The organism is Streptococcus sp. 27098_8_76 (assembly GCF_041432315.1).
Classification (GTDB): domain Bacteria; phylum Bacillota; class Bacilli; order Lactobacillales; family Streptococcaceae; genus Streptococcus.
Genome location: NZ_JAPVZI010000002.1, coordinates 150,110 through 161,730, shown reverse-complemented (window position 1 = coordinate 161,730; position 11,621 = coordinate 150,110). Strand labels below are relative to the sequence as shown.

The window sequence follows — 11,621 nt, the reverse complement described above, 5'->3', positions numbered from 1 at the left end:
TACAAGTTTATGATACGTATCGAAAACCTTAGTGTCTCCTACAAAGAAACGTTGGCACTTAAGGATATTTCACTAGTGCTCCAAGGACCAACAATTACCGGAATCATTGGTCCAAACGGTGCTGGGAAATCAACATTATTAAAAGGTATGCTGGGAATTATCCCACATCAAGGTCAGGCATTTCTCGATGACAAGGAAGTTAAAAAATCCTTACACCGAATTGCCTATGTCGAACAAAAAATCAATATCGACTACAACTTTCCCATCAAGGTCAAGGAATGTGTCTCGTTAGGACTCTTTCCCTCTATCCCTCTCTTTCACAGTTTAAAGGCTAAACATTGGAAGAAAGTGCAAGAAGCCCTTGAAATCGTCGGTCTAGCTGACTATGCTGAACGGCAAATCAGTCAACTGTCTGGAGGTCAATTCCAGCGGGTCTTGATTGCCAGATGTTTGGTGCAGGAAGCCGACTATATCCTCTTGGATGAACCCTTTGTTGGGATTGACTCTGTCAGTGAGGAAATCATCATGAATACGCTGAGAGATCTGAAAAAAGCTGGGAAGACGGTTCTCATCGTCCACCATGACCTCAGCAAGGTTCCCCACTACTTCGATCAAGTCTTACTTGTCAATCGAGAAGTGATCGCCTTTGGTCCGACCAAAGAAACCTTTACCGAAACCAATCTCAAAGAAGCTTACGGTAATCGACTCTTTTTCAATGGAGGTGACCTATGATTGCAGAATTTATCGATGGATTACAAAAATTCCATTTCTTACAAAATGCCTTGATAACAGCCATTGTCGTCGGGGTCGTAGCTGGAGCTGTAGGATGTTTCATCATCCTACGCGGGATGTCACTCATGGGAGATGCCATTTCACATGCTGTCTTACCAGGTGTAGCCCTCTCCTTCATCTTGGGCGTTGACTTCTTTATCGGAGCCATTGTCTTTGGATTGCTAGCTGCCATCATCATTACCTACATCAAGGGAAACTCGATTATCAAAAGCGATACCGCCATCGGCATTACCTTTTCTTCTTTCTTAGCCCTCGGTATCATCTTGATTAGTGTCGCTAAAAGTTCAACTGACCTTTTCCATATCCTTTTTGGTAATATCCTGGCCGTCCAAGATACGGATATGTTTATTACTATGGGTGTAGGGGCAGCCATTCTCTTGTTAATCTGGATTTTCTTCAAGCAACTCTTGATAACTTCCTTTGATGAACTCTTGGCTAAAGCCATGGGAATGCCTGTCAATTTCTATCACTACCTTCTCATGGTACTCCTGACTCTCGTGTCTGTGACAGCCATGCAAAGTGTCGGAACTATCCTGATTGTAGCCATGCTGATTACCCCAGCTGCAACTGCTTATCTGTATGCTAATAGCCTGAAAAGCATGATTTTCCTTTCCTCAACCTTTGGAGCGATAGCTTCAGTTTTGGGGCTCTTTATCGGCTATAGCTTTAACGTTGCGGCAGGTTCTAGTATCGTGCTCACAGCTGCTAGTTTCTTTCTCATTAGCTTCTTTATCGCTCCAAAACAACGATATTTGAAACTGAAAAATAAACATTTGTTAAAATAAGGGGCAAAACCCCAATAAATTGGAGGATCTAATGAAAAAATTAGGTACATTACTCGTTCTCTTTCTTTCCGTCATCGCTCTTGTAGCATGTGCTAGTGGAAAAAAAGATGCAGCTTCTGGTCAAAAACTAAAAGTTGTTGCTACAAACTCAATCATCGCTGATATTACTAAAAATATTGCTGGTGACAAGATTGATCTTCACAGTATCGTTCCTGTTGGCCAAGACCCACACGAATACGAACCACTCCCTGAAGACGTTAAGAAAACTTCTCAAGCTGATTTGATTTTCTATAACGGTATCAACCTTGAAACAGGTGGCAATGCTTGGTTTACAAAATTGGTAGAAAATGCCAAGAAAACTGAAAACAAAGACTACTTTGCAGTCAGCGAAGGCGTTGATGTTATCTACCTTGAAGGTCAAAACGAAAAAGGCAAAGAAGACCCACACGCTTGGCTTAACCTTGAAAATGGGATGATCTTTGCTAAAAATATCGCAAAACAATTGAGCGCTAAAGACCCTAGCAACAAGGAATTCTACGAAAAAAATCTTAAAGAATATACTGATAAGCTAGACAAACTTGACAAGGAAGCTAAGGAGAAATTTAACAACATCCCTGCTGAGAAAAAACTCATTGTAACCAGCGAAGGATGCTTCAAATACTTCTCTAAAGCCTACGGTGTCCCAAGTGCCTATATCTGGGAAATCAACACTGAAGAAGAAGGAACTCCTGACCAAATCAAGACCTTGGTTGAAAAACTTCGCCAAACAAAAACTCCTTCCCTCTTTGTAGAATCAAGTGTGGATGACCGTCCAATGAAAACTGTATCTCAAGACACAAACATCCCAATCTACGCACAAATCTTTACTGACTCTATCGCAGAACAAGGTAAAGAAGGCGATAGCTACTACAACATGATGAAATACAACCTTGACAAGATTGCTGAAGGATTGGCAAAATAATACTCTTCGAAAATCAAATTCAAACCACGTCAGCTTTATCTGCAACCTCAAAGCAGTGCTTTGAGCAACCTGCGGCTAGCTTCCTAGTTTGCTCTTTGATTTTCATTGAGTATAAGCCTCTGAAAAACGTCATTCTCTCATGAGCTGGCGTTTTTTCTATGCCCACATTTCCAGTCAAATCATTGGAAAATTCTGACTGTTCCAGCTACAATGGAAGAAAAAAGATTGGAGTATCTTATGGTAACTTTTCTCGGAAATTCTGTGAGCTTTACAGGTAAACAACTACAAGTTGGCGACAAGGCACTTGATTTTTCACTCACTACAACAGACCTTTCTAAAAAATCTCTGGCTGATTTTGATGGCAAGAAAAAAGTCTTGAGTGTCGTACCTTCTATCAATACAGGCATCTGCTCAACTCAAACGCGTCGTTTTAATGAAGAACTGGCTGAACTGGATAATACGGTTGTCTTGACTGTTTCCATGGACCTCCCTTTTGCTCAAAAACGTTGGTGCGGTGCTGAAGGCATTGAAAATGCCATCATGCTCTCAGACTATTTCGACCATTCCTTTGGACGTGATTACGCTCTCTTAATTAATGAATGGCACCTATTGGCACGCGCAGTCTTTGTCCTTGATACCGACAACACTATTCGCTACGTTGAATACGTGGACAATATCAACTCAGAACCCAACTTCGAAGCCGCAATTGCAGCTGCTAAAGAACTATAGAAAAAAATCCTCTGTCACAAAGAGTTTCCTGCTCTTTGAAACGGAGGATTTTTGTTTACAAGTAATTATAAGTTCAATCAGCTAAAAACAACCACCTTATACTCAATGAAAATCAAAGAGCAAACTAGGAATCTAGCCACGGCAAGGTGAAGCTGACGTGGTTTGAAGAGATTTTCAAAGAGTATTACTCTACAGATTTCAAAGCTTCAAGCATGTCAACCTTTCTCAGATGATGATTGACAAAGAAACCAAGCAGGGTCAAGATGATGCTTACTGCTGCCCCTGGGATTACATAGACCTCCCAGCCTACCTGCGGATAAAAGAGAATAGTCGCAGGCGAAATCATTTGAATCAGAAATTGGTGTAAATAGAAACCTGATACCAGACCAAGTACGATTCCCACAAGGGACAAGACAATCGTCTCACGATAAATGTAAAGAGTGACTTCTTTATTATGAAAACCGAGCACCTTGATAGTAGAGAGTTCACGGATTCTCTCAGCCACGTTGATGTTAGTCAGATTGTAGAGGATAACAATAGCCAATAGAACCGACACGATAACTAAGATAGTCATGGTCTGATTGAGTGAGCTAGCAACAGAGTCAAAGAGTCGAATGGCTGAAGCATTTTGGACAACGCTGGACACCGCAGCTTGATTCATAAGTAAGCCGGCCTGTCTTTCGATACTAGTAGCACTGGTATCTCTTAACGAGACCAAATAAGTGTTGGCTTGGGGTAGATGACCATAAAGTTGCTCATAATTGGCTTGGTTCATATAAATAAAGTGACCAACATAGTTCTCAGTAATAGCGGCTACCTTTAGCTCCTTACCTTCAATTTCTAAAGTCTGTCCAACCTTAACACCTGCCAGCTGGGCGAGTTTAGCTGTAATAACGACGCCATCTTTTAATGTCAGCTCTTGCTGATGATGTTGCAGATGAATAAAGGGAGTCAAATCTTCCTTCTCTGTCATCATAAGAGTAATGGTCTGAAGACCAGACTTGCCTTTGAAATCCTTGTCTAGCGTCTTAGAATAAATTTTCTGGTAGGCTTGAATATCCTGCCCTTTCAACACTTCTTCTAGATTTGCCTTGTCTTGATTGGTCGCACTAGGATTTTCAGAGACAATCATTTGATACTGTTGGATTTGTTGAAACTGCCTAGACGGAACTCCTGCCACAGAGGATTGGATTCCCAAGCCTGCAAAGAGCAGAGCTACAGAACCTGCCACACCAAAGATTGTCATCAACATCCGTTGTTTATAACGAAAGATATTACGAGCTGTTACCTTATGGGTGAAACTGAGACGACGCCAAATAAAACCGATGCGCTCCAGTAAGATTTTAGCTCCTTTAACAGGTGGTTTAGGCAGTAAAAGCTGGGCTGCTTCATCGTGCAGTTCCTTCCGAGCCACCAGATAGGCTGGTAACACACTCGCCAACCAACTCAAAACAAGAGCTAGTAAACTATAGTTCCAATAGAACTGAATCTGGGTTTCTCCTACCACCATGCCTTTTGTAATGACACTTGAAATTACACTAGCTAGTAAATAATGGCCAAGCACGCTGCCTAGAGCTGTGCCGACAGTCCCAGCTACCAGACCGTAAAGGAGAAATTTGGCGATAATGTCCTTACTGCGATAGCCCAAGGCCTTAAAAATCCCTGCATGAGTTCGCTCTTCGTCCACAAAGCGAGTCATGGTTGTAAAGGTCACCATAGCTGCTACGGCATAAAGCACTACAGGAAAGATATTGCCCACTGCCCGAATACTGGCTGAAGCATTGCTGTACATGAGGTAGCCCTGACCACCTGGCATGGTCTGACGATTATAAACCTGATACTTGGGATCAGCCAAATCATCCAAGACTTTCTGATGTTTTTCTAATTTTTCCTTTTCTTGAGCTAGACTTTGTTCAGCTTGCTTTAGTTTATCTTCTTCCTTGTCCAATTCCTGCTTGGCTTGGATAAGTTGAGCATTAGCTTGCTCTCTCTGAGCTTGAGGTAGCAAGGCTAGTTGACTTTCCTGCGCCTGTAAACGAGCTTGAGCAGCTGCTAAACGACGCTTGCCTTCCTGCAGATTAGTCTGAGTCTTATTAAGGGTCTCTTGCCCTTTGTCTAGAGACTCTTGGCCTTCTTTTTTCAAGACTTGCAAACGTGCCTTGCCATTATCTGATAGAGCTTGTTCAAGGTCTTCCTGATGTTGCTTGGATTTTTCTTCATAGGCTGATGAAAAAGCATTTAAGCCTGCTAAATCTTGATATTTCAAACGAGCGATATTGTAGACTTTCTGATTAAACTGACTAGGTAAAATCACTCCGTAAGCGGTCAAAGTCCCACTTCCACTTCCTGCGTAGCCCATATCTCGCTGGGAGAGGATTTCAGCTGAATCCACAAAACCAGTAATGGTATAAGTATGGTCTTTTAAAGAGGAATGACCCTCTTCTTTTTCTTTAATACTAATCTCCTGTCCCACGCTATATTGGCCTTGCAAATGAGTGGCCAAAGCGATTTCCTTGTCTGACTGAGGAAGTCGTCCCTCTCTTAGCTGAAAGGTTGAAATTCGCTCTGGTTTGGAGTACAGCCGAATAGCATCCTGCCCATTTTCCATAGTCACATCTGTCAAATAGCCAAACTCAACCTCTGCGCCCTCTATCTGTTCTAGTTCTTCTTGATCTGCTTGATCCAAACCATAATTAGACATAACTGCTAAATCCAAGGTTTGAGCAGTTGTTAAATAAGCATTAGCTGTCGCCTCCATGTTGGGGCTAGTCACTTTGAGACCTACTAAGGCTAGAGATCCTAACATCATCAAGGTTAAGATGGATAAAAAACGCCCCTTGGAGCCTGTGAAGGACTGAATTAAGTCCTTCCAATAGGTTTTTCGCTTGATCATGCTAGTACTCCAAACTGTCGATATCCTGAGGATGCTGGTTCATCACCACATCCTTGACACTGGCATCGTGCATATGAATCACGCGATCAGCAATGGGCGCCAAAGCTCCATTATGAGTCACGATGATCACCGTCGCTCCCTTTTGACGAGACATGTCTTGGAGAATTTTCAAAACCTGCTTACCTGTCTGATAATCCAAGGCTCCAGTCGGTTCATCACAAAGGAGAATTTTAGGATTTTTAGCTACCGCGCGTGCAATGGAGACTCGCTGTTGCTCCCCTCCAGAAAGCTGGGCTGGAAAGTTATTGAGACGATGAACCAGACCTACATCTGTCAAGACCTGCTCAGGATTCAAGGCATCTGTCACGATTTCTGAAGCCAACTCCACATTTTCCTTAGCTGTTAGATTGGAAACTAGATTATAAAACTGAAAAACAAATCCGACATCATTGCGGCGGTAATTGGTTCGCTGGTGGGAACTATAGTCTGCAATATTGGCACCATCAATCCAGATTTCCCCCTCATCATTGGTATCCATTCCCCCTAGGAGATTGAGAACTGTTGACTTACCTGCACCAGATGCACCAAGGATAATAACCAATTCACCCTTCTCAATCTCAAAATTCACATCACGATTGGCCACAATCTCCGTGTCCCCAACCTGATACCGCTTGTAACAGTGTTTCATCTCAATATAAGCCATCAGACCCACCCTCTCTCAAACAAATTACTTCCTACTACCATTATAACGCTTTTTCAACTAGTTGGAAACTGCTTACATTCTCAAATCCTTCAAAAAGGCAGTCTCAAACCACTGCCTTCCATCATCTTCTTAAAAATAAAATTGAACCAGATCGCCTTCTGCTGTTGCCACCGAAATACAATCTTTCCCCATGCATTTCGCTTTTATTTTTTCTTGATTCATTTTAATCACACTCTTCTCAATATCTGGATAAGAGACTCGCAAATCTCCTCCACTTCTTGATAAAATGGTCAACTGTAAGAGTTTTTTATCCGCCCACCTCATGCTAACTTCAAAATGTCCACGTGCCATTAAGCCTGAAACGGAACCTGATGACCATGCATCGGGTAGGGCGGCTAGAGGTACCAGATAAGCTGCATGAGACTGGAGCAACATTTCTGCCATGCCACTAGTAGCACCAAAATTACCATCTATCTGAAAAGGAGGGTGGCTACACCAAAGATTTGGCAAGGTGGATGACTTTAACTGCTCTGCTAATAATTTATGGGATCGATTGCCATCTCCTAGACGCGCCCAAAGATTGATCTTATTGGCCTTAGACCAGCCTGTGCCGCCATCTCCACGATCATTGAGGCTAGCACGCGCCGCTTCAAGATACTCTTTTCCCTTATAGCTAAAGAGAGTTCCAGGATAGAGTCCCACCAGATGGGAAGCGTGCCGATGCTGGGCCTCCACTTTCTCATTGCTCTTCCTCCTCATACCACTCCCTGATTCGACCAGATTGAGTGATTTGAAGAGGATTTAGTAAATCAAATTTTTCCTTGACTTCAGTCAACAAGTCCTCATTCAGCCCCAATTCCTGAGCAGCCTGAATAAAATCATGGAATAATTGCCAAATCAGAGATTGGTCATAGGTATTGCCAATCGAAATCGGACCATGTTCTGGAGAATAAGACGGAGAAGATACCCAACGCTGCGCCTGCTGATCCTTATGTAAAAAATCATTCCAAAAACGAACCGTTTCCCTCAACATGGGATAAATTTTCTCCCTGAGATAGTCTTGGTCCCTATAAAATGAATAGGCTTCATAAACGGTTTGCATCATCCATGCATTGGCAGCTGGTGACCAACCCCAATAGTAATCCCAACCAGGTGCCGTCCAACCAAAGGGAGTCGCTTGAGTATGAACCAACCAACCATTCTCCTCCCCTTCCTGAGAGACGATTCCTGCATACCTTGCAGCCGCTAGACGACCATAGACACGCAAATCATCTATATAATTGATAACTGGGAAAGCCGTCTCTAGGAGATTGGTAACATAGGCTGGCCAATAATTCATCTGCAGATTGATATTTAAGTGATAGTCCGAATTCCAAGGAGGATTGTCGACCGCATTCCAGACTCCCTGTAGGTTAGCTGGTAGAGCATCTGGACAGTCTCTAGAAGAACTAATCAATAAATACCGTCCATACTGGAAGAACAGCTCCTCCAAAGCCTGTCCCTCTTGTGGCTTATAACTTTTTAGCAAATCATCTGTAGTGGATGCGTCAACTTCAGCTCCCAAATCCAATTGAACACGTTGGAATAAGGCTTGGTAGTTCTGAATATGCCTTGATTTCAATTGGGCATAGCCCTTTTCTTTAGCTATCTCCACCAAGTCTATCACCTGTTGCTCTAAATCTAGTTTCTTGCGATAATTACTAGCAGGATTTTGGGCAAAATCTGTCTTAGCCGCCAAGAAGAGATTGGCATAACTGGCTTCTGATATCTGAACCTTATCTGACCTGACTATAATGTCTCCATCCGTTTCCCAAGCTAGATAACTAGCAAACCGCAGATCATTATCCTTAACCCGCCCCTTCATCAAGATATGAGAAGAAGTGATATCCAGCTGGCACTCCTTGTAATCAGATTTTTCCTGCTCATACTTTCCATCAGAAGCCAAATCACGACTTAGCGACAGTTCTATAGTAAAATCTAGAGTTTCCAACCCTTCCTTAGTAAAGCGCTGAATCAAGAGATCATCTGGAAAACTTGCAAAGACTTCACGTTCAAATCGCGTTCCCTTATAGGCATAAGAAGTCATCGCAAGCGCCTTACTGATATTCAGCTGTCTCTGATAGTCCGTCACCTGAGACAAAGTCTTGCCTTGATTACTAAACTCAATGAAAATATCTCCAAAGGACAGATAGGTCCCATATTGACTCGTTTGGGGCCCAACTAGGTGCTGTTCAGCCAGTTCCTTAGCCCGATTGTAATCTCTCTTTTCCAAAGCCTGCCGAATCTCAGCTAAAAAACCATACTGATCCTGAAGATTTCCACCCTGATAATCTAAACTATCAGGAAGTGGACCTCCAGACCAAAGACTCTTTTCATTGAATTGAATCCGCTCAGCCCCTATAAGCCCAAAGATTTTAGCACCTAGAGAACCATTACCTATCGGTAAGGCCTCTTCTTCCCAGCCCTTATATGTTGTTGACGCTGGTTGCTTGTAGACCAATACATAATCTTGTTTTTTATTCCTTATCATACTACCATACTAACATAAAAAGCCTAGAAATCAATTCTAGACTTACAATTTTTTATTTTCCAAGGTAGTATTCAGAAACTACGTTCAATTTTTCGTCGAATTCGAATACCAATGGTGGGAAGTTAGGGATTTCCACGTCCATGATTTCGTCATCTGACAAACCTTTGATGTGTTTTACAAGGGCACGGATTGAGTTACCGTGAGCTCCTACGAATACGTTTTTGCCATCTTTAAGAGCTGGAGCGATTTTATCTTCCCAGAATGGAAGGGCACGTTCCAAAGTCACTTTCAAATTTTCAGCATCTGGGATAACTGAATCGTCAAGTGAAGCGTAACGACGGTCAGTGTGAGCTGAGTGCTCATCATCACGATCCATGTTTGGAGGCAATACATCGTATGAACGACGCCAGATGTGAACTTGTTCATCACCAAATTGTTCAGCAGCTTCAGCTTTGTTTTTACCAGTCAAACCACCGTAGTGACGTTCGTTCAAGCGCCATGATTTTTCAACTGGAACCCACAATTGGTCAGAAGCTTCAAGAGCCAAGTTCGTTGTTTTGATAGCACGTTTCAATACTGAAGTGTAAGCTTGGTCAAATTCGATACCAGCTTCTTTGATCAATTTACCAGCGTCAATCGCTTGTTGTGTACCTTTTTCAGACAAATCAACATCAGCCCAACCAGTGAAAAGGTTAGCTTTGTTCCATTCAGACTCACCGTGGCGAGCAAAAACCAATTTTACCATTAGATGGATTCTCCTTTAAATTTTCCGAGGTTTCCCCTCGTTTATCTATTCTATTTTACACAATTTTTCACAAAAAAGCTAGTCAAAACCAAAAAGGAAAGGACTGTTTGACAATCATATTGTTTTTGGTTGTTTCTATTCTATCATCATTATTTAATCTTTAAAAAACACCCCAATTTATAACATTTGGGGTGTAATTTAACCAATTATTCTCAATTACTACAAAAAATTTCTATCTTACTGTAGTTGAGATGTCAAAGTTTTCAACTGTTTTTGCAAATTGTCTCTAAAGTCTTTCAATTGTTGAGACAATTTTGATTTATCATCTTCCTTGATCTCAGTTGACCCTAGCAAATCATATATTTTTTTCTGCGCATCGAATAATTTTTGAGTTGACTCTTTTAGCTTGGTAAACGACTCATTATTTTCCATAGCTGTGCCTTTGAAACTTTCCTCAGCTTTAGTAAAATAATCATCAAAAATCTTTTTATAAAGATCTATATAATCTGCATAAGTACGTATTGATTCAATCGCATCGTCTGTTACAACCGGTGTATCAAGAGTGATTGTTTCTTTTGAGGTATTAGATGTTGCTACTGTCTTCTCATCACTACTTGTTGAAGTAGTCTTTGCATTTTGTGCTCCACATGCAGCGAGAAGAGAAACAGATAATAGAACTGCTCCTAGACCGATAAACTTTTTTGTTCTTTTCCTGCTAAAATACCTTTTATTCTTCTGATTTGAATTTCTTCAATGTTGCAAGGAATAGAGATCCTCCAATAATAGCAAGAATCCCCCCAACCCATCCTAAGAATGGAATGAGACTAACTCCACCTGAAACAATCATTAGTACAGACGGAGCTGCACCTACACGATTATCTCCTTTATAGTAAACAATAGCAATGATACCAAGAACAAGATTTGCAATCTTCAAGGCATTCAAGAGTAAGGCAACACCTGAAACAGCCCCTGCAGTAGCTCCTCCATTAAGAGTTGTAGCAGCTGTATTTACCGCTGTTCCCAACAAGACAAAAGGACCAATAAGAAGTAAAATTCCTCCCACAAGACCGACGATACCACTAATTAAAGCAAGTGTTTTTGATTTCATAATAAAATCTCCTTTTTATTTTTTTCAAATAAAATTGTATCATATTTGCTAAAAAAAAAAGTATTTTCTGATATTATAAAATAAAAATTTGTATAATATGAAATAAAATATAATACTCTTCAGAAATCAAAAGCAACTATACAAATTTATTATTGTAAAAATGTGACACAATTTACCAATCTTATCCGTAATATCAAATTCGTATTTTATCTTACTGCTGTTAGCTTGCTAAGTTTCTCTTTGATTCTTGTTGAGTATAAAAAGTCACACCTCACAAATTTTCAAAATAAATAAAAACGCATCGTATCAGGTGTTCAAAAACGTGATACAATGCGTTTAATAGACTATAAAATTAGTTGTCTTTTCTTCTCAAAT

9 protein-coding genes and 1 pseudogene are annotated in these 11,621 nt (G+C 41.1%); 4 read left to right on the top strand and 6 right to left on the bottom strand.

Going from position 1 to position 11,621, the window contains the following annotated elements; translation table 11 throughout:
- The first annotated feature begins 9 nt into the window (after positions 1-9).
- From O3636_RS02255 to tpx, 4 genes are all read left to right on the top strand, one after another.
- A complete protein-coding gene (locus tag O3636_RS02255) occupies positions 10-732 on the top strand; it encodes a metal ABC transporter ATP-binding protein (RefSeq protein ID WP_173304957.1) in 723 nt (240 codons plus the stop codon).
- On the top strand, positions 729-1,577 hold the full coding sequence (locus O3636_RS02250; RefSeq protein ID WP_094753186.1) for a metal ABC transporter permease: 849 nt from the start codon (positions 729-731) through the stop codon (positions 1,575-1,577). The genes O3636_RS02255 and O3636_RS02250 overlap by 4 nt, the downstream gene beginning before the upstream one ends.
- Positions 1,578-1,608: 31 nt before the next feature.
- Positions 1,609-2,538: a metal ABC transporter substrate-binding lipoprotein/adhesin PsaA gene (psaA, locus tag O3636_RS02245; protein WP_000733076.1), complete on the top strand. Its 930-nt coding sequence runs from the start codon at positions 1,609-1,611 to the stop codon at positions 2,536-2,538.
- Positions 2,539-2,775: 237 nt separating this feature from the next.
- Positions 2,776-3,267: a thiol peroxidase gene (tpx, locus tag O3636_RS02240; RefSeq protein ID WP_371641512.1), complete on the top strand. Its 492-nt coding sequence runs from the start codon at positions 2,776-2,778 to the stop codon at positions 3,265-3,267.
- Between the two features lie 184 nt (positions 3,268-3,451).
- On the opposite strand, the gene O3636_RS02235 is transcribed toward tpx, so the two are convergent.
- The 6 genes and pseudogenes from O3636_RS02235 to O3636_RS02210 form a co-directional block, all read right to left on the bottom strand.
- Positions 3,452-6,160 carry an FtsX-like permease family protein gene (locus O3636_RS02235; RefSeq protein ID WP_173234632.1) on the bottom strand — a complete coding sequence of 903 codons (2,709 nt, stop codon included), beginning with the start codon at positions 6,158-6,160 and terminating at the stop codon, positions 3,452-3,454.
- 1 nt (position 6,161) lies between these two features.
- Positions 6,162-6,863, bottom strand: coding sequence for an ABC transporter ATP-binding protein (locus O3636_RS02230; protein ID WP_173234630.1), 702 nt, complete (start codon positions 6,861-6,863; stop codon positions 6,162-6,164).
- A gap of 129 nt (positions 6,864-6,992) precedes the next feature.
- Positions 6,993-9,393: pseudogene (locus O3636_RS02225) on the bottom strand (glycoside hydrolase N-terminal domain-containing protein).
- 52 nt (positions 9,394-9,445) lie between these two features.
- Positions 9,446-10,138, bottom strand: a complete 693-nt coding sequence (locus tag O3636_RS02220; protein WP_000240129.1) for a phosphoglycerate mutase — start codon at positions 10,136-10,138, stop codon at positions 9,446-9,448.
- 237 nt (positions 10,139-10,375) lie between these two features.
- A complete protein-coding gene (locus O3636_RS02215) occupies positions 10,376-10,570 on the bottom strand; it encodes a hypothetical protein (protein WP_261039873.1) in 195 nt (64 codons plus the stop codon).
- 295 nt (positions 10,571-10,865) lie between these two features.
- Positions 10,866-11,246 (bottom strand): hypothetical protein, encoded by a 381-nt coding sequence (locus tag O3636_RS02210; RefSeq protein ID WP_000837844.1) that lies wholly within the window; start codon positions 11,244-11,246, stop codon positions 10,866-10,868.
- Positions 11,247-11,621: the final 375 nt, after the last annotated feature.

Coding starts and splice junctions, on each gene's coding strand:
- O3636_RS02250 (WP_094753186.1), top strand. CDS start 729: ATGATTGCAGAATTTATCGATGGATTACAAAAATTCCATTTCTTACAA.
- O3636_RS02235 (WP_173234632.1), bottom strand. CDS start 6,160: ATGATCAAGCGAAAAACCTATTGGAAGGACTTAATTCAGTCCTTCACA.
- O3636_RS02230 (WP_173234630.1), bottom strand. CDS start 6,863: ATGGCTTATATTGAGATGAAACACTGTTACAAGCGGTATCAGGTTGGG.
- tpx (WP_371641512.1), top strand. CDS start 2,776: ATGGTAACTTTTCTCGGAAATTCTGTGAGCTTTACAGGTAAACAACTA.
- O3636_RS02255 (WP_173304957.1), top strand. CDS start 10: ATGATACGTATCGAAAACCTTAGTGTCTCCTACAAAGAAACGTTGGCA.
- psaA (WP_000733076.1), top strand. CDS start 1,609: ATGAAAAAATTAGGTACATTACTCGTTCTCTTTCTTTCCGTCATCGCT.
- O3636_RS02210 (WP_000837844.1), bottom strand. CDS start 11,246: ATGAAATCAAAAACACTTGCTTTAATTAGTGGTATCGTCGGTCTTGTG.
- O3636_RS02215 (WP_261039873.1), bottom strand. CDS start 10,570: ATGGAAAATAATGAGTCGTTTACCAAGCTAAAAGAGTCAACTCAAAAA.
- O3636_RS02220 (WP_000240129.1), bottom strand. CDS start 10,138: ATGGTAAAATTGGTTTTTGCTCGCCACGGTGAGTCTGAATGGAACAAA.